At 68.8% G+C, this 23,837-nt stretch carries 20 protein-coding genes and 1 pseudogene; 5 read left to right on the top strand and 16 right to left on the bottom strand.

The genetic code is table 11. The features are described from left to right. Window positions 1-290 precede the first annotated feature (290 nt). Both OHA40_RS18835 and OHA40_RS18830 read right to left on the bottom strand, forming a co-directional pair. Window positions 291-938 (bottom strand): CPBP family intramembrane glutamic endopeptidase, encoded by a 648-nt coding sequence (locus tag OHA40_RS18835; protein ID WP_330228235.1) that lies wholly within the window; start codon window positions 936-938, stop codon window positions 291-293. After that, complete coding sequence (locus OHA40_RS18830) at window positions 935-2,668, bottom strand: alpha/beta hydrolase (RefSeq protein WP_330228234.1); 1,734 nt, start codon at window positions 2,666-2,668, stop codon at window positions 935-937. The genes OHA40_RS18835 and OHA40_RS18830 overlap by 4 nt, the downstream gene beginning before the upstream one ends. 186 nt (window positions 2,669-2,854) lie before the next feature. Here OHA40_RS18830 and OHA40_RS18825 point away from each other — a divergent pair, with 186 nt between their 5' ends. Beyond that, entirely contained in the window at window positions 2,855-3,145 is a 291-nt protein-coding gene (locus tag OHA40_RS18825; RefSeq protein WP_330228233.1) for a YiaA/YiaB family inner membrane protein, read from the top strand. 58 nt (window positions 3,146-3,203) lie between these two features. Here the strand turns inward: OHA40_RS18825 and purL are convergent, their stop codons facing one another. Beyond that, window positions 3,204-5,498 carry a phosphoribosylformylglycinamidine synthase subunit PurL gene (gene purL, locus OHA40_RS18820; protein ID WP_330228232.1) on the bottom strand — a complete coding sequence of 765 codons (2,295 nt, stop codon included), beginning with the start codon at window positions 5,496-5,498 and terminating at the stop codon, window positions 3,204-3,206. Between the two features lie 274 nt (window positions 5,499-5,772). Here purL and OHA40_RS18815 point away from each other — a divergent pair, with 274 nt between their 5' ends. Beyond that, window positions 5,773-7,086 (top strand): glycosyltransferase 87 family protein, encoded by a 1,314-nt coding sequence (locus OHA40_RS18815; protein WP_330228231.1) that lies wholly within the window; start codon window positions 5,773-5,775, stop codon window positions 7,084-7,086. Here the strand turns inward: OHA40_RS18815 and OHA40_RS18810 are convergent. Then, the gene (locus tag OHA40_RS18810) at window positions 7,035-8,333 is read right to left on the bottom strand and encodes a M18 family aminopeptidase (protein WP_330228230.1); all 1,299 of its coding nucleotides are present in this window, start codon (window positions 8,331-8,333) and stop codon (window positions 7,035-7,037) included. The genes OHA40_RS18815 and OHA40_RS18810 overlap by 52 nt on opposite strands. 535 nt (window positions 8,334-8,868) lie before the next feature. Beyond that, a complete protein-coding gene (locus tag OHA40_RS18805; RefSeq protein WP_330228229.1) occupies window positions 8,869-9,300 on the bottom strand; it encodes a MarR family winged helix-turn-helix transcriptional regulator in 432 nt (143 codons plus the stop codon). A gap of 50 nt (window positions 9,301-9,350) precedes the next feature. Between OHA40_RS18805 and OHA40_RS18800 the strand changes: the two genes are divergently transcribed. Continuing rightward, the gene (locus OHA40_RS18800) at window positions 9,351-10,427 is read left to right on the top strand and encodes a substrate-binding domain-containing protein (protein WP_330228228.1); all 1,077 of its coding nucleotides are present in this window, start codon (window positions 9,351-9,353) and stop codon (window positions 10,425-10,427) included. Between the two features lie 34 nt (window positions 10,428-10,461). Here the strand turns inward: OHA40_RS18800 and OHA40_RS18795 are convergent, their stop codons facing one another. From OHA40_RS18795 to purS, 3 genes are all read right to left on the bottom strand, one after another. Continuing rightward, window positions 10,462-10,908, bottom strand: coding sequence for a hypothetical protein (locus OHA40_RS18795; RefSeq protein WP_330228227.1), 447 nt, complete (start codon window positions 10,906-10,908; stop codon window positions 10,462-10,464). Window positions 10,909-10,986: 78 nt separating this feature from the next. Beyond that, window positions 10,987-11,664, bottom strand: coding sequence for a phosphoribosylformylglycinamidine synthase subunit PurQ (gene purQ, locus OHA40_RS18790; protein ID WP_330228226.1), 678 nt, complete (start codon window positions 11,662-11,664; stop codon window positions 10,987-10,989). Beyond that, window positions 11,661-11,897 (bottom strand): phosphoribosylformylglycinamidine synthase subunit PurS, encoded by a 237-nt coding sequence (gene purS / locus OHA40_RS18785; protein ID WP_039794963.1) that lies wholly within the window; start codon window positions 11,895-11,897, stop codon window positions 11,661-11,663. Before purS ends, purQ begins: the two co-directional genes overlap by 4 nt. A 131-nt stretch (window positions 11,898-12,028) precedes the next feature. Between purS and OHA40_RS18780 the strand changes: the two genes are divergently transcribed. Beyond that, window positions 12,029-12,673, top strand: a complete 645-nt coding sequence (locus tag OHA40_RS18780) for an MBL fold metallo-hydrolase (protein ID WP_330228225.1) — start codon at window positions 12,029-12,031, stop codon at window positions 12,671-12,673. A gap of 2 nt (window positions 12,674-12,675) precedes the next feature. Here the strand turns inward: OHA40_RS18780 and OHA40_RS18775 are convergent, their stop codons facing one another. Beyond that, complete coding sequence (locus OHA40_RS18775; RefSeq protein WP_330228224.1) at window positions 12,676-14,028, bottom strand: dipeptidase; 1,353 nt, start codon at window positions 14,026-14,028, stop codon at window positions 12,676-12,678. 253 nt (window positions 14,029-14,281) lie between these two features. On the opposite strand from OHA40_RS18775, the gene OHA40_RS18770 reads away from it, so the two are divergent. After that, entirely contained in the window at window positions 14,282-15,673 is a 1,392-nt protein-coding gene (locus OHA40_RS18770; protein ID WP_330228223.1) for a glutamate decarboxylase, read from the top strand. Window positions 15,674-15,796: 123 nt separating this feature from the next. On the opposite strand, the gene OHA40_RS18765 is transcribed toward OHA40_RS18770, so the two are convergent. The 7 genes and pseudogenes from OHA40_RS18765 to OHA40_RS18735 form a co-directional block, all read right to left on the bottom strand. Further along, complete coding sequence (locus tag OHA40_RS18765; protein ID WP_330228222.1) at window positions 15,797-16,498, bottom strand: DUF2334 domain-containing protein; 702 nt, start codon at window positions 16,496-16,498, stop codon at window positions 15,797-15,799. Between the two features lie 144 nt (window positions 16,499-16,642). Then, window positions 16,643-18,820, bottom strand: coding sequence for a S9 family peptidase (locus OHA40_RS18760; RefSeq protein WP_330228221.1), 2,178 nt, complete (start codon window positions 18,818-18,820; stop codon window positions 16,643-16,645). Window positions 18,821-19,013: 193 nt separating this feature from the next. After that, window positions 19,014-19,436 carry an HIT family protein gene (locus OHA40_RS18755; RefSeq protein WP_330228220.1) on the bottom strand — a complete coding sequence of 141 codons (423 nt, stop codon included), beginning with the start codon at window positions 19,434-19,436 and terminating at the stop codon, window positions 19,014-19,016. Between the two features lie 151 nt (window positions 19,437-19,587). Next, window positions 19,588-20,124: a hypothetical protein gene (locus OHA40_RS18750; protein WP_330228219.1), complete on the bottom strand. Its 537-nt coding sequence runs from the start codon at window positions 20,122-20,124 to the stop codon at window positions 19,588-19,590. 64 nt (window positions 20,125-20,188) lie between these two features. Then, complete coding sequence (purB, locus tag OHA40_RS18745) at window positions 20,189-21,610, bottom strand: adenylosuccinate lyase (protein ID WP_330228218.1); 1,422 nt, start codon at window positions 21,608-21,610, stop codon at window positions 20,189-20,191. A gap of 323 nt (window positions 21,611-21,933) precedes the next feature. Next, window positions 21,934-22,530 (bottom strand): annotated as a pseudogene (locus tag OHA40_RS18740) (TetR/AcrR family transcriptional regulator); the annotation flags it as partial. A gap of 128 nt (window positions 22,531-22,658) precedes the next feature. Beyond that, window positions 22,659-23,828 carry a pyridoxal phosphate-dependent aminotransferase gene (locus tag OHA40_RS18735; RefSeq protein WP_330228217.1) on the bottom strand — a complete coding sequence of 390 codons (1,170 nt, stop codon included), beginning with the start codon at window positions 23,826-23,828 and terminating at the stop codon, window positions 22,659-22,661. Window positions 23,829-23,837 lie beyond the last annotated feature (9 nt).

The raw sequence follows: 23,837 nt of genomic DNA, 5'->3' as shown, positions 1-23,837 counted from the left end.
ATGTCGGCGGCGCGCGCGCCAGGCAGACAGGTACCCGTCGCGGCATGTTCGTGTTGTCGCTGAGGCGCGGTCCGGTCCCTTCCGGATCGCGGGGCGTCCCGCGAGCGAGCGCCGGGCCGATGCGGCAGAGATCGGTCAGACACTGGTGCACGATGCCGAGCGCGCGAACTCTCGCGTCGAGCCGCGACGACGAATCACGGGAAACGATGGCGGCGCGCGGTTGTCCACAGCCGCTGACAGGCACCGGGCCACACGCCCGCGGGCCGCCTCGCGATCAATCCAAAGACGGCTCAGCGTTCGCGAAAGGAGCCTTCGAGGTGGCGCGCCAGGCGCGGGGCGACGGCTCCGCCCGCGTTCACCGCCAGGTGCAGCAGAGCCGGAGCGGTGGCGCCGCCGGAGCGGTGGCGCAGCCGGCCGAAGATAAGACCGCCCGCCGTGGTCGCGGCGATGGTCGCGGGCACGCTGTCGCCCGCCGCACGTGCAGGCGCGATGTGCCAGAGGCCGAAGGTCGCCGCGCTGAGCAGTGCACCCGTTCGCACACCGAAAGCCTGGTCCAGCAGTGGGTCCAGAGTGCCGCGGAAGACGAGTTCCTCGCTGTAGACGGTGCCGATCGGGATGTGCACGGCGACCCACTCGACCGTCGACACTTCCGGCCCCCGGTCGGCGATCGCACCCACGAACCTCCGCGCCGGTGGAAGGGCAAGGGCGGCACCATAACCGGCGGCGACCACCGAGGCGGCGAGCATCCCATAACGCACACCGTCTTTGGAGCACCAGTTCGGACTACCGCGCAGCGCAAGCGCATATCCCGTGGCGAATCCGGCGTTGGTGGCGGTGCGCTTGCGCACGCCGAGACCGAGGCGCGGCAGGACCACGTTGCTCCACGCCAGCGGAAGCACGACGGCCGCAACCGTTCCTGCGACGCGCCCGATGCTCACTTGGTCGTCCGCTCGTATTCCTCCGCGGACTCCACTTCGGCCCGGATGCGTTCGGACCTTTCCGCGGTCCAGTCCGGCGGCGCCGCGATGGCTGCCCAGCCGTCCAGCACCAGGCTGCCGTAGCGGTGCCCGTGTCCGTCGGTGACGCCCTGCGCGTTGGTGAGGTCGGCGGCGACCTGCCAGAAGGTGACGAACGGCCACCAGCGCATCTGCGAGGACACGTCCGAACCGCGCGGCTCGGACAGCCAATCCGGTTGCGAGAAGATCAGATCCGTCGACCACCAGACGATCGGGTCGGACGCGTGCTGCAGATAGGCGATGCGCGGCGGACGCCATTCCGACGTGGGCCGCGCCAGGTCGGCGCTGTCGGAGGCGAACCGGACCACGAGACCGTCCGCGTACACCGGCTCGACCTCGGGCGAACCCGGATCGCGGCGCTCGACGAACTGCTGCCACAGCCGGTTGGAGTTCGGCGGGCCGACCCACAGCGCCCCGTCCACCTTGGCGCGCAGGTCGGCCAGCCCGTCGAACGCTGCCTCGGACCCCTCCGAGCCCAGGCTCTCGCCGTACACCAGCAGCTCGGGTCGCAGCTGTGGCGGGCGTGCGGTCCAGTGCTGGTACACCGCGTCGAACAAGTCTCTGCTCGCCGCGGCGGCCTTGCTGCGGTCGGCCAGGAACGACAGCACGCTCGGCAGGTACGAGTACTGCGTGGCCACAATGGCGGTGTCACCGTCGTACATGTACTCGACGGCCGCCGCGGCCAGGGAGTTCACCCAGCCCGTTCCGGTGGTGGTGACCACCACGAGCACTTGCCGGTCGAACGCGCCGGCCCGCTCCAGTTCGGCCACCGCGAGCTCGGCAGGTTCTTTGTCGCCTGCGACCGACTCCAACCCCACATAGGCCCGGATCGGTTCCTTGGCGGGGCGGCCGGTGACCGAGGTGATCCGGCCGGCGCTGGGGCCGTGCGAGACGAACCACCGTCCTTCGAACCCGAGGGTCTCCCATTTCGCCAGGGAGCCAGGGCTGCCGGAGCGCTCCGGTTGCTGCGGCTGGACCGCGTTCACCGAGGTGTGGTCGTTGCGCACGCTGAAAGCCGAGTTCGCCACCGCGAAGAACGCCCGCACGGCCACGCCGTTGAAGATCGTCACCGCGAACACAACCAGCACCAGGAACCCGGCGGCCGGAGCCAGCTCGCGCGGCACCCTGACCCACCGGTTGAGCAGGCGAGCCAGGAAGCGGATGATCTCCCGCACCGTCCGGAACACCGCGACGGCCGCGGCGCCGACGGCCAGGCTGAGCAGTCCGGTGCGCAGGTAGGCGGGCGTGGTCGTGCCCGCCATCCCCATCAGGGCGGTGATCTCGCGCTGCCACCGCGCCGATTGCACCAGCATGAGGGCGGCGCTCAGCGCGGCGGTGAACAGAATCGCCGACTTCACCGTGTAGCGCACCCAGGTGGGCGGCGTGGAGAACTTCAGCCGGGGACGCACCCACAGCCGGAACAACCACTCCAGCAGACAGCCTGCCCCGTACCCGAGCGCGGCGTTGATCCCGCTGATCAAGCCCTGGAACAGCCAGTCACGCGGCAGCAACGACGGCGTCACCGACAGCGCGAAGAACACCGTCGCGACCACAAGGCCGACGTAGTTCAGGTCGATGATCTCCTCGGCGCGCCGGACGACCGCGACGGCGCGTGTGCGCAGCCTCCGCATAGCCCCGGCGGTCTCCAGCATTCGACCAGTATGGCGGTCGCCACCGACGATCCGTCGCGTGCCCGGAGGAACGCGGGCGCGGGCGGCGCAGATCACGCCGAACGGTTGGGAGAGCCCTGCAACGGATGTCGTCCATGGCAACTACCCAGCCCGCTCGAGTAGTTGTACGCGGGCGCGGGCGCAGCGCGATCCGCAGACTTCCTATCCATGAGCACACCGAGCGCACGCCCGAAAGCCACCGCGGCATTCGTCGCACAGGCCGCGGTCGCCTTCGGCGTCAGCTTCGTCGGGGTGGGTATCGGCATCTTCGCACTGCCCCTGGACATCTGGCAGCGCGGATTCCTGGCGATGTCCGTCCTCTTCCTGGTCACCAGCACCTTCACCTTGGCGAAAGTGGTCCGCGACCAGCACGAAGCCGCGACCGTGCACGGTCGCATCGACCAGGCGCGGATGGAAAAGCTGCTCGCTGAGCACGATCCGTTCACATCCGTCGCCTGACCACGCGCACCTGGGCGGGCCCGGTAATCGAGGGGTCCAGGCCCGCCCAGGTGGGCGTTCAGACCGTGCCGGCGCCGAACAGCTTCGGCAGCGTGCCCTCGTGCGCGGCGCGCAGCTCGTCCATGGCGATGGAGAACTGGCCCTGCACCTCAACCGAATCCGATCCCTGGTCGACCACGCCGATGCGCACCCACGGCAGTTCGCGCGCAGTGCACATACGGGTGAACCGGGTCTCCTCCGAGCGCGGCACGGCGACGAGGACCCGCCCCGCCGATTCGGAGAACAGCATGACGAACGGGTCCGCGTCCTCGGGAAGCAGAATGCGGCAACCGGTCTCACCGGCGAGCGCGGCCTCGACGACGGCCTGGGCCAGGCCGCCCTCCGAAAGGTCGTGCGCTGCACTGATCATGCCGTCGCGGGAACCAGCGGTCAGCACCTCGGCGAGCAACTGCTCGCGCGCGAAATCGACCTTCGGCGGGACGCCGCCGAGATGGTCGTGTGCGACCTGCGACCAGATCGAACCGCCGAACTCGTCGTTGGTGTCGCCGAGCAGGATCAGCGTCTCGCCCGGCTCCAGGCCGAGCCCGGTCGGGATGCGGCGGTGCACGTCGTCGATCACGCCGAGCACGCCGACCACCGGGGTCGGCAGGATCGCGGTCTGGCCGGTCTGGTTGTAGAAGCTGACATTGCCGCCGGTGACCGGGATGCCGAGTGCCACGCAGCCGTCGGCGAGACCGCGCACCGCCTGCTGGAATTGCCACATCACGCCCGGGTCCTCCGGCGAACCGAAGTTCAGGCAGTTGGTGACGGCCTTCGGCGTCGCACCGGTGGTGGCCACATTGCGGTAGGCCTCGGCCAGCGCGAGCTGCGCGCCGGTGTAGGGATCCAGCTTGGTGTAGCGACCGGAGGCGTCGGTGGCCAGCGCGATGCCGCGGCCGGTCTGCTCGTCGATCCGGATGACGCCCGCATCGGCGTGTTCGGCCAGCACGGTGTTGCCGCGCACGTAGCGGTCGTACTGTTCGGTGATCCACTTGCGGCTGCACAGCTGCGGGCTGGAGATCATCTGCAGCAGGGTGGCGCGCAGCTCCTCGGCCGTCCTGGGCCGAGTCAGCCGGTCGGGGGTGTCAGCGATCAGCGCGTCCTGCTCGTCGGGGCGCGCGACCGGGCGTTCGTACACCGGGCCCTCGTGCGCGACGGTGCGCGGCGGCACGTCCACCACGGTCTCGCCGTGCCAGGCGACCACCAGCCGGTCGCCCTCGGTGACCTCGCCGATCACCGTGGCCAGCACGTCCCACTTGCGGCACACGGCCAGGAACGCGTCCACGTTCTCCGGGGTGACCACCGCGCACATACGCTCCTGCGATTCGCTGGAGAGCACCTCGGCGGGAGTCATATTCGCCGCGCGCAGCGGCACCTTGTCCAGCTCGATGTGCATGCCGCCGTCACCGGCCGCCGCGAGCTCGGAAGTGGCGCAGGACAACCCGGCGCCGCCGAGGTCCTGGATGCCGACCACCAGCTCGGCCGCGTACAGCTCGAGACAACACTCGATCAGCACCTTCTCGGTGAACGGGTCGCCGACCTGCACCGAGGGCAGCTTCTTGCGGCCCGCGCCGGACTCGTCGCCGGAGAAGGTGTCCGAGGCCAGCACCGACACGCCGCCGATGCCGTCCAGCCCGGTGCGCGCGCCGAACAGCACGATCTTGTTGCCTGCGCCGGACGCGAAGGCCAGGTGCAGGTCCTCGACCCGCATCACGCCGGCGCACAGCGCGTTCACCAGCGGATTGCCCTGGTAGGAGGCATCGAACACGGTCTCACCGCCGACGTTCGGCAGGCCGAGCGAGTTACCGTAGCCGCCGACGCCGCGCACCACGCCGTCCACCACGCGACGGGTGTCGGTCGCGTCCGCCGCGCCGAAACGCAGCTGGTCCATCACCGCGATCGGGCGCGCGCCCATCGCCATGATGTCGCGCACGATGCCGCCGACGCCGGTGGCCGCGCCCTGGTACGGCTCGACATAGGAGGGATGGTTGTGGCTTTCCACCTTGAAGGTGACCGCCCAGCCGTCGCCGACGTCCACCACGCCCGCGTTCTCCCCGATACCGGCGAGCATCGACTCGCGCATTTCGTCGGTGGTGGTCTGCCCGAAGTAGCGCAGGTGCACCTTCGAGGACTTGTAGGAGCAGTGCTCGCTCCACATCACGGAGTAAATCGCCAGTTCGGCGTCGGTCGGCCTGCGACCGAGGATTTCCTTGATGCGGGCGTATTCGTCGTCCTTGAGGCCCAGCTCTTTGTAGGGTTGCGGCACATCGGGGTTTGCTGCGGCTGCGCTGACGGTGTCGACCTGCGGAGTCACGGAGTACCAGGGTCCTTTCGGCCGGGCAGGAGGGTCGGCAAGCCGGCGGAGCCGGCGGGTTGGGCGAACTCAGCGAAGCGACGAACGTTGTCACTGGGTTGCGGCGAGATGCCTGGGTGTAAGTCTAAAGGCAGTGGGTACGGGCCACGCAGCTGAGGCCGCCACGGGGGTGCCCGCGAATGCGAGAGCGGGTCCGCGGGATGCGGTCCCACGTGCGATATCGCCACCCGGGTCGACCAGCCGAGCCGCCGCGCGCACCGGCTACTCTGAGCCGGTGAACGAAGGATCGGGGGTCGCGAATCCCGATGGGCGTTCGGTCGCCACGGACGTCGCGCGATCCCGGAGCGAAGATTCCGGAGCCGCGCCAGGTAGCGCACCGCAGAGCCTGTCATCGCCGCAAGTGCGCTGGCTGGTTGCTGCCATCGCGCTGTTCGCGGTGTCGGCGATCGTGTCGCTGCTGGCGCACTGGTGGCATGGCTACATCGATCTACAGGTGTACCGCAACGGCGCCCGGGTCTGGTTGGACGGCGGCGAACTGTACGGTCCGATGCCGCCGGTGGAGGGCATCGGGCTGCCGTTCACCTATCCGCCGCTGGCCGCGCTGTTCTTCGCGCCGCTGGCCCTGATGCCGCTCACCCTCGCCGAGGCGCTGGTGACCGCCACATCCATAGCGAGCCTGGGTATCGCCGTCTGGTTGGTGCTGGTGCGCCTGCGTCCCGAGTTGTCCCGGCTGACCGTGCTCACCCTGGTGATCGGCGCGGTCGCGGTGGCGCAGTTCTTCGAGCCGATCCGCCAGACCTTCGGCTTCGGCCAGGTCAACCTGGTGCTGATGGCTGCCATCACGCTGGATTGCCTGGTGCGCAAGCCGTTCTGGCCGCGCGGCATGCTGATCGGCATCGCGGTGTCGGTAAAGCTGATCCCGGCCGGTTACCTGCTGTACTTCCTCCTGCGCAAAGACTGGAAGGCCGTCGGCACGCTGGTGGTCTCCACGATCGCGGCGGTCGGTCTCGGATTCCTGCTGTTTCCCAGCGATTCCGTGGACTACTGGTTCAGCACACTCGCCGACACCGGCCGGATCGGCCCGCCCTATTTCGCGGGCAACCAGTCCATCAAGGGCATGACGTACCGTCTCGGCGTCGATGATTCGGTGGCCACGGTGCTGTGGATCGCTTTGTCGCTGGTCGCCGTCGCGCTCGCCGCGGTGTGGATGCGCAGGCTGATCGACGCGGGCGCGACCGTCGCGGCGCTGCTGGTGAACGCCGCCGCGATTCTTCTGGTGTCGCCGGTGTCCTGGTCGCATCACTGGGTGTGGATCGCGCCCGCGCTGGTGCTCACCGCCGACCTGATGGTGCGTGGCGCGCGCAGCCCGCGGCTGATCGGCGTGGTCGCGGCGGGCACCGTGCTGTTCCTGATCGGTCCGCACTGGCTGTTGCCGCACTCGCGCGACCGCGAACTGGAGTGGGCCTGGTGGCAGCAAGTCATCGGAAGCAGTTACGTGCTGGCCACATTCGCGGTGTTCGTCGTAGCGGTCGCCACCTACCGCCCGGTGGTCTCGGGCGTCAGGAAGGCGGCCAGCGCCGCGGCGTAGGCCGGGACGTCGGCAGCACCCATCAGTTCGCGGGCCGAGTGCATCGCCAGTTGCGGCGCGCCGACATCGACGGTCGGCATGCCGGTGCGCGCCGCGGTCATCGGCCCGATCGTGGAGCCGCAGGGCAGATCGGCGCGATGCACGTAGCGCTGCAACGGAACTGCGGCCTGCGCGCACGCCAGCGCGAACGCGCCCGCACCGGTGGCGTCGGTGGCGTAGCGCAGGTTCTGGTTGACTTTGAGCACCGGCCCGCCGTTCACCTGGATCCGGTGCGCCGGCTCGTGCCGCTCCGGGTAGTTGGGATGCGTCGCGTGCGCCATATCACCGGACGCGCACACCGAACCGGCCAGCGCGGCAAGGTAATCGGCGCGTCCGCCGCCGCGGGCGAGCACGACGCGCTCCAGCACGGCGGGAAGCAGATCCGACTGCGCGCCGCGGTCGGACTGGCTGCCGACCTCTTCGTGGTCGAACATGGCCAGCACCGGAACCGCCGCACCCGGCTCCTCGATCGCGGCCAGAAAGGCTTGCAGCCCCGCGAAGCAGGTGCCCTGGTTGTCCAGGCGCGGCGCACTGACCAGATCCTGGTCCCGACCGACCAACCTGCTCGGCGTCACATCGTGGGTCATCAGCTCCCAACCGAGCACCTCGCCCGGCTGGACCTCGGCGCGTGCGGCGACGAAATCGAGGAAAGCGCCGGGCTCGTACCCGACGCCCCACACCGCGTTGACGTGCCTCTGTGGATCCAGCGTGACGCCCTTGCGGTCCTCGGACAGGTGGATGGCCAGCTGTGGCACCCGCAGGATCGGTTCATCGATGCGAACCAGCCGCTCGCGCACCGCATTTCCCTCGCGCACGCTCAACCGCCCCGAGACGCCGAGCTCGCGATCCAGCCAGGAGTTCAGCCACGCGCCGCCGTAGGGTTCCAGGCCGACCAGTTGCCAGCCTGCCGAGCTCAGGTCCGGATGCTGCTTGACGCGCAGGTTGGGACTGTCGGTGTGCGCGCCGACCACACGGAACGGGGCCGCGTTCGAATCTTCTCCGGTCGCCCACGCGACCAGCGACCCGCCGCGCACCACGTAGTGCCTGCCCGGGCCGCCCGAGGGCCAGGGCTCCGATTCGGCGAGCCGGGTGAACCCGCGCGCGTCCAATTCCGCGGCGACCGTCCGACAGACGTGGAACGGTGACGGAGACGCATCGATGAACGCGCACAGCCCGGCGGCCGTGGCTGCGGTGGTGGAAACGGGCATGCCTGCGATCCTAGGCGGCGACCTCGCCTTCGCTCGTCCGGCGCGGCTTCGGACGGACTCCGTCCCACAGCACCCCTTCTGCGGCAACCTCAGCCTCCGCCCGCCCGGCACGGCTTCAGACGGACTCCGTCCCACAGCACCCCTTCTGCGGCAACCTCAGCCTCCGCCCGCCCGGCACGGCTTCAGACGGACTCCGTCCCACAGCACCCCTTCTGCGGCAACCTCAGCCTCCGCCCGCCCGGCACGGCTTCAGACGGACTCCGTCCCACAGCACCCCTTCTGCGGCAACCTCAGCCTCCGCCCGCCCGGCACGGCTTCAGACGGACTCCGTCCCACAGCACCCCCTCTGCGACGACCTCAGCCTCCGCCACACCGGCCCGGCCGCCGATACCACATTCTCCAGGTAACCGCGCGGTGTGAATACTCCGTCGGCCGCGCCGATTCCGATTGGAACATAACAGCCAGAATGGTTAGACGACCAGACGAATCGGATGTTCGCGGCATTCATCGGATGAATATCTTGTACTCCGGAGTATTACTCCGACGCGATCGAAACCAGATCGAGCAATCGCATGAGTTCGGTATATCGGCGCGCTCCGATTCGCCCCCGCAGCTCCTGCTCGGCGTGCGCCTCTTCCGCGCGTACCTCGGCGACCAAGTCGGCCCCGAGCCTGCTCAGCCCGATCAGGACACGCCGTCGATCGTCCTGCGCGGCGAGCCGGAAGATCAGGCCGCGTTCGGCCAGATAGTCCGCGTGCCTGGTGGCCGACGACGGCGCGAGCTGCGATTTGGCCGCCAATTCGGTCATCGTTATCCCCGCGTCGCCACAAAGATTCGACAGCATCGACCACTGGTCCGGCGAGAGTTGCCTGGCGCACAGCGCCGCGTCCAAGTGCCGCACCCAACCGCGCTCCGCGGCACGCAACGCGCCATGTAGCGTGGAATTTCCGCTTACAATGGACGTCATTTATTTCCTGCCTGCCATGAATTTCGCCCGAACGAGAAGAAGAGTACCCAATGCCAGCGTTCGGGGAGAGCCCAGAGGGCACGATCGAGATCCTCAACATAGTTCCGCTCCAGGGACCGGGCGGTATCATCGCGCCGTCCTGCGACGCCGCGATATCGCTTGCCGTCGATGAAATCAACTATGGTGCGGGAATTCTGGGACGAGAAATTCGTACCACGAATATCGACGGCGGACGACAACCGCACGAGGTCGCCGCCGAGGTCTCGGCGCTGCTGGCCACCGGCATGGTGCACGCCATCACCGGCTGGCACACCTCAGCGGTCCGGCGAGCCGTGGCCCTGGCCGGCGCCAGCCGGGTGCCCTACCTGTACGCCACCAGCCACGAGGGACTCCCCGACGAACTACCCGGCGTACTGATGCTCGGTGAGCACCCGGCCGGGCAGACCGTGCCCGCCGTGCACTGGCTCGAACGTGAGTACGGCGTGCGGCGCTGGGCCGTCATCGGCAACGACTACATCTGGCCGCGCCAGTCCGCCAAGGCGATTCGCGACAGCCTGGCCGATCCGGTCGCGATCGTGCTCGAACAGTTCGTCCCGCTGGGGCTGCCGGACTTCTCCGGCTTCCTCACCCACCCGGCGCTGGACCTGGCCGACGCGGTGGTGATTCTGATGGTCGGCGCGGACGTGTCCCGATTCAACCAGCAGTACGCCGCCACCGGCCGTGCCGCGTCGCAGCTGCGAGTCAGCCCGGCCGTGGACGAGAACGTGTTGCTGGCGGCAGGTCCGGAGGCCAACCAGAACCTCTATGTGGCGTCCAGCTTCTTCCTGGACGACCGGACGTCCGACGGCCGCGACCGGAGAGCCCGCTACCGCAGGCGGTACGGCGACTTCGCCCCCGCGCTCACCAGCTTCAGCAACGCTACCTACGAAGCCATCCACACCCTGGGCGCGCTCGCGCGGAGGGTCGGGTCGCTCGAGGTGCCCGCGATTCTCGACGCCCTCGACCAGGGCTTGGTCCTCGAAACCCCGGGCGGGCTCCTGGGTTTCCGCGGCAACCAGGCGATCCAGCACGGCTACCTGGCCCGCGCCGACGGCGTCGGTTTCGACATCGTCGACCGCATCGCCTGATCCGCATCTCGGTCGAGGGTGCACCCGTCCGCTGCTACCGCGCGCGGCCGAGTTGCGCCACGACCAGGTCCACCGCTGCTCGAACGACCACCCGGTCCTTTTCTTTCTCCGCTTCCGAGAGGTCGCGGTACGGCGGTAGCTGCTCCGGCTCCGCCCACGCACGGTTGCGATCCAGCCACGCTATGTGGACCACATCGCTGGCGTCCTCGACGAAATCGGCGCTGATCAGATCGTGCCCTGCCCGCAGCGCCGAAAGCACGAGCGACATCGCGACCTGCGCCGACGCGATGTTCTCTCGCTGAAAGTCTTTGGGCAGCCAGCGAAAGCGAGTGTTCGCGATATCCACCCGATCGATGCCGCCGCGCGCCGCGATCCACTCCGGATCGGTGGTTCGCTTGAGCCGAGGTCGACATGAACCGTCGCTGCGCCGACGGCCCTCCCGCCACAACTGGTGTAACCGGGACGCCAATTCCTCGTTCAACTCATCCGAGCGCGACTCCAGCCACCGAAGTTCCGTAGCCGAGGCCTGGTGCGGGTGTCCACTGATGGCGTTGACGTCTCAGGCGGAGACCAAAGTGTCCAGCACCGAGAGAAACAGACCCAAGCCGTCGTCGCTGGGGCCGGTCAAGGGCTCGGTGGCGTGTTCGGGATGCGGCATCAGACCGACGACGCGACCGTTGGTGGAGGCGATGCCCGCGATACCGCGCTGCGAGCCGTTCGGATTGCCGCCCGCGTAACGGAAGACCACCCGGCCCTCACCCTCCAACTCGTCCAGCACGGCGGCCGAGGCCTGGTAACGGCCCTCGCCGGACTTGAGCGGGACGAGGATTTGCGCGCCCTTCTCGAAACGGGAAGTCCACGCCGTGGAAACCGACTCCACGGTCAACCATTCGTCCCGGCAGATGAAGTGCAGGCCCTCGTTACGGGTCAGCGCGCCGGGCAGCAACCCAGCCTCGCACAGCACCTGGAAGCCGTTGCAAATCCCCAGCACCGGTAGACCGGCACCGGCCGCGCGCACGACTTCGCCCATCGCAGGGGCGAATCGGGCGATGGCGCCCGCCCGCAGATAGTCGCCGTAGGAGAAGCCTCCGGGCACGATCACCGCGTCGACCTTCTTCAGGTCGGCGTCGGCATGCCACAGGCTGACCGCCTCGGCCCCGGCCATGCGCACCGCCCGAGCCGCGTCGACGTCATCGAGCGTGCCGGGAAAGGTAATGACCCCGATCCGCGCGGTCATGAGACGCGAACCACCTTCCACTCCTCGATCACGGTGTTGCACAGCAGCGATTCGGCGATCTGCTCCAGCGCCGCGTCGTCGACGCTGTCGTCGACGTCGAGTTCGAATCGCTTGCCCTGCCGCACATCCGAGACGCCCTCGAATCCCAGACGCGGGAGCGCGCCGACGATGGCCTGCCCCTGCGGATCCAGGATCTCGGCCTTCGGCATCACCTCGACCACGACTCGTGCCACGCGTTGCTCCTCATGTGGTTGTGGGGTTACCTCAGCAGCGTAGTTGTGCTGGTCGGACGCGGCATCCGCGGGGGTCGGCCAAGCCGCGGCGATGTCGGCGAGAACACACCTCTCGTCGATAGCATGGCGGGATGCGCATAGCCCACTTCGGTCATTCCTGCCTCCTCGTCGAGCTGCACGGCAAGAAGATCCTGTTCGACCCGGGCACCTTCTCGCACGGCTTCGAGGGCCTCACCGGCCTGGACGCGATCGCGGTCACCCATCAGCATCCCGACCATATCGACCCGAACCGTATCGACGCGCTCATCGAGGCCAATCCAGCCGCACGGTTGCTGTCGGATCCGCAGACGGCTCAGCAGCGCGGCGAGCCGTGGGAGCCGGTACGCGCGGGCAACGTGTTGAGGCTCGGCGATCTCCAGATCACCGGGGGCGGCGGCAGGCACGCCGTCATCCACCCGGAGATACCCGTGATCGACAACACCGTCTTCCAGCTGGGCACCCCGGACGACCCGGCCCGGCTCGTGCACCCGGGTGACTCGCTGTGGGTGCCGCCGGTCCCGGTCGGCGTGCTGGCCGCCCCGGCCGCCGCACCGTGGATGCGGATCAGCGAGGCCGTCGATTATCTGCGCGCGGTCGGTCCGCGTGTCGCGCTGCCCATACACTTCGGCATCATCCAGCCCGAGGCGCAGGGCATCTACTTCGGCCGCCTGACCGAAATGGCGCCGGCCGGAACCGAATTCCGGGTGCTCAGGCCGGAGGACGCCGCGGATCTGTAGCGCTACCCGGCGTAGGTCGCGAGGAACAGCGCCTCGGCGAGCGCCATGTGTTCGATCTCCTTCGGGTCGACGCTCTCGTTGGGCGCGTGGATGAGGCATTTCGGTTCCTCGACGCCGAGCAGCATGATCTCCGCGTCCGGGTAGGTCGCGGCGAAGACATTGCACAGCGGTATCGAACCGCCCTGCCCTTGGGTGGTCGCCGGGCGTCCGTAGGACGTGGACAGCGCCGCCTCCATCGCGACATGCGCCGGTCCGCCGGTGCGGGACCGGAACGGCGCTCCCATGCCTTCCAGTTCGATGGTTACTTCGGCGTGCCACGGCGTGTGCGCGTCGAGGTGCGCAACGAGCGCGCGGTACGCCTGCGCGGGGTCGGTGCCCGGCGGAATGCGCAGGTTGAGGCGGGCGCGGGCGATCGAAGGAACCGCGGCGGCGGAACCGACCACGGGCGGAGCGTCGATGCCGAGCACGGTCAGCGCCGGTCGCGCCCAGAGCATGTCGGCGACGGTGCCGTCGCCGGTGAGTTCGACGCCGCGCAGGACGGCGGCGTCGGCGTGGAACTGCTCGCTCGGATACTGCACGCCGGGCCAGACCTGGTCGCCCGGCACTCCGGCGATCGTGGTGTTGCCACGCTCGTCGCGCAGCGAGGCCAGCACTTGGATCAGCGCGGCCAGCGCGTCGGGGGCCGGGCCGCCGAACATGCCGGAATGCAGCGGACCGGCGAGGGTTTCGATGGTGACCACCACATTGACGTTGCCACGCAATGTTTCGGTGAGAGTCGGCACACCGGCGGCGAAGTTACCGCAGTCGCCGATCACGATGGCGTCCGCTCGCAGCAGATCCGGGTTGGCCTCGACGAACCGTTCCAGTCCACCGCTGCCCTGCTCCTCTGAGCCCTCCGCGACCAGCGTCACCCCCACCGGCAGGTCCGGGAGCGCGCGCAAAGCCGTCAGATGCATGACGATGTTGCCCTTGCAATCGGCGCTGCCGCGCCCGTACCAGCGTCCGTCCCGCTCGGTCAGCTCCCAGGGCGGAGTGCGCCACGCTCCCTCGTCCATCGGCGGCTGAACGTCGTAGTGACAGTAGAGCAACACCGTCGGCGCACCCTCGGGCGCCTGCCGCGACGCGACGACCGCCGTGCTGCCGTCCTGCGTTTCGTGCAAGCCGATCTTGGTCAGGCCCGCCGCGGCGAAGGCATCGGCGACCCACTGCGCCGCCAGGTCGCACTCCTCCGGAGGGAACTGCCGCGGATCGGCCACCGATCTAAATGAGACAAGCTGTGCCAGATCACTTTTCGCTTGCGACATCAATGCGGCAACCCTCGCGCGCAACCCCGCGGTACGAGCATCCTCAGTCATCCCCCAACCCTATCCCCGCCCGCTCGGGCGAACTCCGCACAGCCGGTCGGGTCTTCGGATCCGGCACGCCGTTCGCGACGACCCGGCGGATCAGTGAAGTCCATCCGCAGCGGAAGGCGGTGTGTCAAGCTGGGCGGGAGGCGTGCCAGCTATCGGTTGGCATCCTCGAAAGGCACGGCAACACAGCCGGTCCTCGAGCGACCGGCGCCCGCACAGGCACACCGCACACGAGCCGGATCGGGAGGCCGCATTCATGTCCGAAGGAGCCGATGACCTGTTCGCCCTGCCAGGGTTCAGCCGGTCCGCGCCACGGGGCGGATTTCCGGCACACGAGATGTTCCCGCAGGTCGCCTATGAACTCGTGCACGACGAACTCATGCTCGACGGCGTCGCCAGGATGAACCTGGCCACTTTCTGCACGACCTGGGTGGACGACCAGGCGCGCAGGCTGATGACCGAATGCCTGGACAAGAACATCGTCGACAAGGACGAATACCCGCAGACCGCCGAGTTGGAGCGCCGCGGCGTCCAGATGGTCGCGGATCTGTGGCACGCGCCGGACCCGACCGGCACCCACGGCACCTCGACCACCGGGTCCAGCGAGGCGGCCATGCTCGGCGGACTCGCAGCCAAATTCCGCTGGCGCAAGCGCGGCGGCACCGGAACGCCCAACTTCGTCTGCGGGCCGGTTCAGGTCTGCTGGGAGAAGTTCGCGCGCTACTTCGACGTCGAGATCCGGCAGATTCCGCTGCGCGGCGACCGGCTCACCATGCAGCCCGCCGACCTCGCGGAACATTGCGACGAGAACACCATGATGGTGGTGCCGACCTTCGGCCAGACCTACACCGGTCTGTTCGAAGACGTCGCCGGGATCAGCGCCGCGCTCGATGCACTACAGGACGAAAAGGGCCTGGACATCCCGATCCACGTCGACGCGGCCAGCGGCGGCTTCCTGGCCCCGTTCGCCGCGCCCGACCTGGTCTGGGACTTCCGGCTGCCGCGGGTGAAGTCGATCAACGCCTCCGGTCACAAGACCGGGCTCGCGCCGCTCGGCGCGGGCTGGGCGATCTGGCGCGAGGCGGCCGACCTGCCGGAGGAGCTGATCTTCAACGTCGACTATCTCGGCGGCAGCATGGCCACCTTCAACCTCAACTTCTCCCGGCCCGGTGGGCAGGCGATCACGCAGTACTACGACTTCATCCGTTTGGGGCGCGCCGGCTACGCCAGGGTGCAGTCCGCGATCTACCGCGCGGCGCAGCACCTGGCCGCGGGTCTGCGCGGGCTCGGGGTCTTCGAGCTGATCCATGACGGCGACCCGCAGCGCGGCATCACGGCGGTCTGCTGGCGCCTGGCCGGCGATCCCGGATTCAACCTCTACGACCTGTCCGACCGGCTGCGCTCCAGAGGCTGGCTGATCGCGGCGTATCCGCTGCCTGCCGACCGGGACGACGAGACGATCATGCGCGCGGTGATCCGCCACGGCTTCACCGTCGACATGGCCGACCTGCTGCTGGCCGACCTCACCCGCTGCATGAAACAACTGGAACAGCGACCATTTTCCACTTCGCTCACCCGCGCGGAAGCGGGTGGGTTCACGCATGACGCGACACCCGCCGTCCCCGAGACGAAGATCGCGCCGACCTGATCGCGACCGCGCCGCCGCCCGGCTACGCCATTCGCGGGCGGCGGCGCCGATCGGCCGCGCGGACGCGGTGCCGACCGGCCGCGGCGTGGCGGCGGCCGTCACACCGCCGCGCCGCGGCGTCATTCATGCGGCTCGGGCGGCCGGGAACGGCTCCCACCGGTAGGTGTCGCCGACCGCGCCGTGGAACAGCGCGAGGTCGACGGCGTCGAGCATGGCCTGGCGCGGGCCGGAGCGCGCCAGCTGCGCGGCGGACACGGCCAAGCGGAGCACCCCGCCGCGGCGGGCGGTGCGTGCGGCGCCCATCACCAGGGCGCGGCACCACCACGGCTCGGCACGGAAGCCCTCACCGATGCCGTACACCCGGGCTTTCTGCGCCATATTGCGCTCCAGATCGATGATCGAGGTGAGGCCGAGCGCGAGCCGGAAACCGACCTCGGGCAGCGCGTCGAGCGCGCCCGTGGAGGCGTCCCAGCGCGGGGCGGCGAACAGTCGGGTGCGCAGGTCGACCTGCTCCATCACCCGGTCGGCGGCGGTCAACCGCAACCGCGCCTCGTGCTTGGGCAGGGTGGCGAACTCGGCGCGCCGCCGCTTGGTGGCCGCCTGGTCGTAGCCGTGCAGCACGATGGCGTCGCCGCGGGCCCGGCGACCGCGAAGCCAAGCCTGGGTCGCCGGGTCGTCGAGCAGCCGGTATTTCCCCTTCAGCCGCGGTGCGACCAGCAGCGAGAGCGGCACGCCACGCCGATCCATCTCCTCGGCGAATTCCATCGCCGTGTCCCGGGTGGTGTCCCTGATCCCGGAAATCGACACGATCAGCGCAGCGTTCATGAACCTACGGTGCCAGCCGCACATGTCCTCGACGTGCAGGCCGAATGACCAGGCGGCGAACACTCCGTCACGCCTGTGTCGAGCGGGTGGCCCGGCATCGGCGCACCGCCGCTACCGTTCGGCCACCGGCTTCCCGTGCCCGGCTTACGCGTCGGCGAGGCCGACCGTATCGAGCACCCAGGCGTGCTCGAAGGCCACTTCCCGCCACTTCTCGTAGCGCCCGCTGACTCCGCCGTGGCCCGCGGTCATCTCCGTCTTGAGCAGCAGCGGCCCGTCGCCGGTGGCGGTGACCCGCAGCTTGGCGATCCACTTCGCGGGCTCGACATAGAGCACGCGGGTGTCGTTCAAGCTGGTGATGGCAAGGATCGCCGGGTAGTCCTTGGCCTCGACGTTCTCGTAGGGTGCGTAGGACTTCATGTACTCGTACACGTCCTTGTCCGCCAGCGGGTTGCCCCACTCGTCCCACTCGATGACGGTCAGCGGGAGCGACGGGTCGAGGATGGAGGTGAGCGGATCGACGAACGGGACGTTGGCCAGGATGCCCGCGAACAACTCCGGCGCCAGGTTCGCCACCGCGCCGACCAGCAGGCCGCCCGCGCTACCCCCGTCCGCGATCATCCGGTCCGCTGCGGTGGCGCCGGTATCGATGAGATGCCGTGCGCAGGAAACGAAGTCGGTGAAGGTGTTCTTCTTGGTCAGCGTCTTGCCGTGCTCGTACCACAGCCTGCCCATCTCGCCGCCGCCGCGCACGTGCGCGACCGCGAAGACCATGCCGCGATCCAGCAGCGAGAGACGGGCCACCGAGAACGTCGGGTCGATGCTCGCTTCATAGGAGCCGTAACCGTAGAGCAGCAACGGTTTCGGCCCCTCGGCGGCCGCGTCCTTCTTCCGGACCAGCGAGATCGGAATCCGGGTGCCGTCCGCGGCGACCGCCCAATCCCGGTGCTGCTCATAGTCGTTCGCGTCGTAGCCGCCGAGCACCGGCTGCTCCTTGCGCAGCAGCAGCTCGCCGGTGGCCGGGACATAGTCGAATACCTGCATGGGCGTGATGAACGAGGTGAGCCCGATGCGCAGGGTGGGTTGCGCCCACTCCGGGTTCGAGCCCACGCCGACCGCGAAAAGCTCCAGGTCGAAGTCGAGTTCGCGACGTTCGCCGTAGCCGGATTCGGTCAGCGGCCACACCGCGATCCGGGTGAGCGCCTCGCGCCGGTAGCTGAGCACCAGGTGGTCGCGGAACGCGTCGATGTCCTCGAGCCGCACGTCGTCGCGATGGCCGATCAGCGGCGTCAGGTTCGACGGATCGTCCACCGGCGCCTCGGCCAGCACGAAGTTCTCCGCCTTGACTCCGTCCACCACGTCGTTGTGCAGGATCAGGAAGCGATTCGCGCCGCCGACCACCGCATGCTCGGCGGAGTACTCGACGCCCTCGCGGCGGGGCAGCAGAACACGGAACTCACCCTCGGGCTCATCCGACTCCAACACCCAGCCCTCGCTGGTGATCTTCGAGCTGACCCAGATCATCAGGTACTTCTCCGAGCGGCTCGCGCCGATGCTCACCCAATAGCGCTCGTCGGGCTCATGGAACACCTTGGCGTCGGGCTCGGTGCTGCCCAGCCGGTGCCGCCACACCGTATCGGGCCGCCACGACTCGTCGACAGTTTGATAGAAGACGTGACTGCCATCCAGCGACCACGTCGCGCCGGGAGCGGTACCCGCGATCTCGTCGCCGAGCAGCTCGCCGGTGCGCAGGTCCTTGAACCGCAGCACGTAGCGCTCGTCGCCGACGTTGTCCACCGAGTAGGCGAGCAGAGTGCCGTCATGGCTGATCGAGAACGCGCCCAGCGCGAAGAAGTCGTGGCCCTCGGCCAGCTCGTTGCTGTCGAGCAGCACCTCTTCGCCCGCTACGTCGGTCTCCGCGTCCAGCACCGGCGGCGTCCACGCGTCGACGCCCTCCACGGCGGCGGCGATCGGGCACCGACAGTGCACGCCGTACTGCTTGCCTTCGAAGCTGCGCGAGTAATACCAGTAGTCACCCAACCGGCTCGGCACCGACAGGTCGGTCTCCTGGGTGCGCGCCTTGATCTCGTCGAAGATCGTCTCGCGCAGCGTGGCCAGGTGCGCGGTTTGCGCCTCGGTGTAGGCGTTCTCCGCCTCCAAGTAGGCGATGACGTCGGAGTTCTCCTTGTCCCGCAGCCACTCGTACTCGTCGACGAACACGTCGCCGTGGTGCACCCGCTCGGTGGGCATCGCCTTCGCGACCGGCGCCGCCACGACGGGAGCGCCACTGCCGGGTTCGGAGATCGTTCCGCTGTCGAGAGCCATGGCGTCCACCCTACTGTTCGGACCCGTCGCCGCCCGCCGCACGGCTGGTCGACGCGGTGACCGACGCCATCGGTTCCTGACGCGCCCCTTTCCGCCCCGGGTACCAGCGACCGCCGCTTGCGGCTTCGTTGCGGACGCGGCGGCCACTCGGACGCCACGACGTTGTCCCGCAGGTCCGCGGCGCCTTACGCGTTCAATCTCCGAGCGCGCCGCGAATCGACGCAGCTAGATAGTCCAAGTCGGCTCGCCGCGGGCTGGTCGGACGACCACGCAAGCCGAACCCGTCGCCCGGCGTGCGCGGGATGACGTGCAGGTGCACGTGGAAGACTTCCTGCCCGGCCGTCACCCCGTCGGCCAGAAAGAAATTGACCCCGTCGCACCCCACCTCGCTGACCCGCAGCGCCGCAGCCAACCGCTGCCCCACCTGGAACAGCTTCCCCCCGATCGCCGGATCGAGTTCCGCCAGACTGTGTGCCGCCACCTTCGGCACCACCAGCAGATGCCCCGGCGTCATCGGCCGAATGTCCATGAACGCCAGCACATCATCGTCCTCGTAGACCTTGCTCGACGGCGCCCGCCCGGCAACGATATCGCCGAAAATCGTGTACGGATTCACGATCGGCAGCCTAGGCGCTCACCGTTGTGTGCACGCTACGCAATTGCGTAGCCCATACACGACACGTGAGGTACCATCGAGTCAGCTCCTGGCACTAGCTGGGAGAAGTGGACCCGGCTCCTCTCCGGACGGTGAGCAGTCGGGTTTCGCGCTATCTGGAGCGATTCTCGACCTCGATGATGTCTCTGATCAGCGGCGCGACCAAAGGCCGCCAGACTCCACCCGCGCCGAACGCCCACGCGACCGCGTCGGGCCACCACAGCCCCGGCTCGCTGTGCGGTGGCAGGTGCACGTACGGCAGCTCCACCGATGCCTTACGGAGTACTGCGGCAATACAGTTACGGTCCCGATGGTCCAGGCTTTCCCGGGTCTCGATAACGAGTCGCCCGGCCTTCAGGTCCACCAAGTAGGTGACCAATTGAGCCATGCATTCGTCACGAGCGCGCACCTCGATCCCCCTCCCTAGGAAGATCGCGACGCGAATGCTTTCGCATCGGGCCATAGCGGAGAGAATCTGCCGACGGCGCTGATCCGGCTCTTTCGCGAAGTGCCACCGCCGCTGGCCAGGCAAACACATGCTGCGGACCAACGCCCGCGCGTGGTCCAGTTGCTCAGCGGGAACGAGTGCAGCGCACAGTATGTAGCGGTCGCGGCGAATCGACTCGTCCACGAATGCGTGAATGGGCACCGGGGGACCATACCGGCGCCCTAGCACCTCTGCGAGCGAATTCGCGGCGAAAGTCTAAGTCCCGCTACAGAATTGGTGACGGTGTATAGCGGGCCGCGTCCGGGTAGCGGTCGACCAGTTTCTGCACCTGGCCGATGACGTCGGCTGCCTGCTCTTCGGCCGCGCCGACGAAGGCGGACTTGTCCGCAAGGGCCGCGTCGAGGGCGGCACGGTCGAGCGGGAGGCGCCCGTCGGCGGCGAGGCGGTCCAGGAGGTCGGGTTCGCGGCCCTGTTCCCGCATCGCCAGCGCGACCGCGACGGCGTGCTCTTTGATGACCTCGTGCGCGGTCTCGCGGCCGACTCCGGCGCGGACCGCGGCCATCAGGATGCGGGTGGTGGCGAGGAATGGCAGGTAGCGATCCAGTTCGCGGGCGACGACGGCCGGGTAGGCGCCGAACTCGGCCAGGACGGTGAGGAAGGTCTCCATCATCCCGTCGATGGCGAAGAACGCGTCCGGCAGCGCGACCCGGCGCACCACCGAGCAGAACACGTCGCCCTCGTTCCATTGCGCGCCCGCCAGCTCGGCCGCCATCGAGGCGTAGCCGCGCAACACCACCTGCAGACCGTTCACCCGTTCGCAGGAGCGGGTGTTCATCTTGTGCGGCATCGCCGAGCTACCGACCTGCCCGGGCTGGAAACCCTCGGTGACCAGTTCATGCCCGGCCATCAGCCGGATGGTGTGCGCGAACGAGGACGGGCCTGCACCCAGCTGCACAAGCGCGGAGAGCACGTCGTGGTCCAGCGAGCGCGGGTAGACCTGGCCGACGCTGGTGAGCACGGTCGCGAAGCCGAGATGCCTGGCCACCTGCTGCTCCAACCGGGTCAGCGCGGCCGGGTCGCCGCCGAGCAGGTCGAGCATGTCCTGCGCGGTGCCCATCGGACCTTTGATGCCACGCAGCGGGTAGCGATCGATCAGCTCGCGCAGCCTGGTGAGCGCGATCAGGAGCTCGTCGGCGGCGGAAGCGAATCGCTTGCCCAGCGTGGTGGCCTGCGCGGCGACATTGTGCGAGCGGCCCGCCATCACCAGCGCCTGATACTCGGCGGCGCGCTCGGCCAGCCGCGCGGCGATCGCGACGCCGTGCGCGTGCACGTGCTCGAGCGACAGCCGGATCTGCAGTTGCTCCACGTTCTCGGTGAGATCGCGGCTGGTCATGCCCTTGTGCACCTGCTCGTGCCCGGCCAGCGCGTTGAATTCCTCGATGCGCGCCTTCACGTCGTGCCGGGTGACCCGCTCGCGTTCGGCGATCGACGCGAGATCGACCTCGTCGAGTACCCGCTCGTAGTCCGCGATGATCCCCTCGGGGACGTCGACGCCCAGCTCCGCCTGCGCGCGCAACACCTCCAGCCACAGCCGCCGCTCTAGCACGATCTTGTGCTCCGGTGACCACAGGTGCACCAGCTCATGGCTGGCGTAACGGGTGGCGAGGACGTTGGGGACGATGCTCACGACTGCGCCTCGCTGACGCTCAGCTCCGTCGTGCGCATGGGCGCTGTGTTGATGGCTCGCTCGCTTCGCTCCCTCACGTCCGGTCAGTCTAGCCCCCGGAAACGGTCCGGTTGCCTCGGCGTGGCGCCGGACGCGGCACGCCCCGTGCCCTCTGAGGTCAGGTACGTTGCGCCTTCCGGGCCGCGCGTGCCCGATGCGGTTCGCCCGGAGCTCTCCATGGTCCCGTAACCCTCCGCCTCCGCGCCGCGCACCGGTCCTGGTGCGGCGCGAACGGAGCCCTCCATGGCTACGCCGACCGCCTCCGGGCCGGACGCACGCGCCGGGGGCGCGACGATGTCGATCACTTCCAGGAGCGCACCACGAGCCATCCGCCGCGGTTCGGGGTCCATCTCGGTGAGCGCCGCGACCACCGCTCCATCCACCACCGCGACCAGCCTGCGCAGTTGCTCCGGCCGCACCATCCGGTCGGATCGGCGCAGTACGTCGGCCAGCAGCTCGTCCAGCTGGGCGCGCAGCCGGAGCTGGACCTCGCGTAACTCCGCGTGCCGGGCCGAGGCGACCGAACGCTCGTACCGGGCGATCAGCTGCCCCCGCGCGAGCTCGTCGGCGCCGTCGCTGCCGACCAACAGGTCGAGGACCAGCTCGACGGTGGCCTCGGCGCCGCGGCGGCGGTGGCTCACCTCCCCGACCCGCCTGCGCATCGCGTCCAACTCGGCGTTCCCGCTGAACTCGACCGCCCGCGCGATCAGATCATCCAGGGATTCGAAGTAGTAGGTGGTCGACGCCAGCGGCAGATCAGCGCGCGTCGCGACCGACCGATGCCGCACCGCTTCGAATCCACCTTCGAGCAGCAACTCGGCGGCGGCGGCTACCAAAGCCTGGCGACGCCGTTCGCCTTTCGGGGTCGTCGCGGTGATCACCGTGCCATCGTGCCAGTCGTCATCAGTTCTTCCAGGGGAAATCAGCGAGGAAAAGCAGCCATCGTTGTTTTACCCCATCCGCGCGGACATGGTGCCGAACTGCGGAAAGTTGTTGCACGGCACAGGGTTCAGCGAGCGAGATAGTGCCCTAGACGCAGTAGCGCCGCCTCGATGTCCGCCGTGGCACCCGCGAACGAGAAGCGCACCGTGTGATGGCCGTTGACGGTGTCGAAATCGACCCCGGGCGCGAGCGCCACGCCGGTGTGGTTCAGCACGTCCGCGCACCAGGCCCGCGCGTCGTCGGTGAGATGGCCGATGTCGGCGTAGGCGTAGAAGGCGCCGTCGGCCGGGGCGAGGTCGGTGATGCCCAGTTTCGGCAGGCCGTCCAGCAGCAGCCGCCGGTTCACGGCGTACCGCCGGACGTGCCCGTCGAGTTCCTCCTTGGCCTCCGCGCCGAACGCGTGCAGCGCCGCGTATTGCGAGATGGCGGGCGGGCAGACGGTGAGGTTCGAGGCCAGCCGCTGCAGCGCGGGCCGCAGTCCGCTCGGTACCAGCATCCAGCCCAGCCGCCAGCCGGTCATGGAGAAGTACTTGGAGACCGAGCCGATCACCACCGATTCCCGTGAGGTCTCCCAGGCCGACGAGGTCGCGCTGTCGGTGCTGGAGTTGTCGTAGGTGATGCCGTGGTAGATCTCGTCGGAGATCAGCAGCGTGCCGTGCTCCTCGCACCAGCGGGCCAGTGCGGCGAGTTCGGCCGGGGCGATCATGGTGCCGGTCGGGTTGGCGGGACTGGCCACGATCAGACCGGCGGGTGGTTCCGGGAGAGCTTCGAGCATCGCGACGGTGGGCTGGAATCTGGTCCGGGCACCGCAGTCCAGCTCCAGGACGCGGCAGCCGAGCGCGGTGAGGGTGTTGCGATAGGCCGGATAGCCGGGGCGCGCGACCACGACGGTGTCGCCAGGATCGAAGGCGGCCAGGAAGATCAGCGAGAACGCGCCGGACGAGCCGGTCGTCACCACCACGTCGTCCGGGTCGACCGGGTATCCGTAGGTCTCGCTATGGTGTTCGGCGATCGCTTCGCGCAGCGCCAGAATGCCGAAAGTCTCGGTGTAACCGAGCAATTCGGATTCGATCGCCAGTCTCGTCGCGCGCAGCACCGGTGCGGGCGCCGGTGTCGACGGCTGCCCCGCGGCGAGGACGAGCACGTCGCCGTGGGTTCTGGCGCGTTCCGCGGCGGCTTTCCAGACATCCATAACGTAGAAAGGTGGAATGGTCGACCGGCGAGATTCTCTGGACACTCGACAGAC

The sequence above is a fragment of the Nocardia sp. NBC_00508 genome, assembly GCF_036346875.1.
Classification (GTDB): domain Bacteria; phylum Actinomycetota; class Actinomycetes; order Mycobacteriales; family Mycobacteriaceae; genus Nocardia.
The sequence above is the reverse complement of the archived record's forward strand: the minus strand, read 5'-3'. Positions and strand labels throughout refer to the sequence as shown.

What these genes read in the sequence shown, in the direction of transcription:
- OHA40_RS18830 (WP_330228234.1), bottom strand. Translation starts at nt 2,668, where the DNA reads ATGCTGGAGACCGCCGGGGCTATGCGGAGGCTGCGCACACGCGCCGTC.
- OHA40_RS18825 (WP_330228233.1), top strand. Translation starts at nt 2,855, where the DNA reads ATGAGCACACCGAGCGCACGCCCGAAAGCCACCGCGGCATTCGTCGCA.
- OHA40_RS18810 (WP_330228230.1), bottom strand. Translation starts at nt 8,333, where the DNA reads ATGCCCGTTTCCACCACCGCAGCCACGGCCGCCGGGCTGTGCGCGTTC.
- OHA40_RS18805 (WP_330228229.1), bottom strand. Translation starts at nt 9,300, where the DNA reads ATGACGTCCATTGTAAGCGGAAATTCCACGCTACATGGCGCGTTGCGT.
- OHA40_RS18800 (WP_330228228.1), top strand. Translation starts at nt 9,351, where the DNA reads ATGCCAGCGTTCGGGGAGAGCCCAGAGGGCACGATCGAGATCCTCAAC.
- purQ (WP_330228226.1), bottom strand. Translation starts at nt 11,664, where the DNA reads ATGACCGCGCGGATCGGGGTCATTACCTTTCCCGGCACGCTCGATGAC.
- OHA40_RS18780 (WP_330228225.1), top strand. Translation starts at nt 12,029, where the DNA reads ATGCGCATAGCCCACTTCGGTCATTCCTGCCTCCTCGTCGAGCTGCAC.
- OHA40_RS18775 (WP_330228224.1), bottom strand. Translation starts at nt 14,028, where the DNA reads ATGACTGAGGATGCTCGTACCGCGGGGTTGCGCGCGAGGGTTGCCGCA.
- OHA40_RS18770 (WP_330228223.1), top strand. Translation starts at nt 14,282, where the DNA reads ATGTCCGAAGGAGCCGATGACCTGTTCGCCCTGCCAGGGTTCAGCCGG.
- OHA40_RS18765 (WP_330228222.1), bottom strand. Translation starts at nt 16,498, where the DNA reads ATGAACGCTGCGCTGATCGTGTCGATTTCCGGGATCAGGGACACCACC.
- OHA40_RS18760 (WP_330228221.1), bottom strand. Translation starts at nt 18,820, where the DNA reads ATGGCTCTCGACAGCGGAACGATCTCCGAACCCGGCAGTGGCGCTCCC.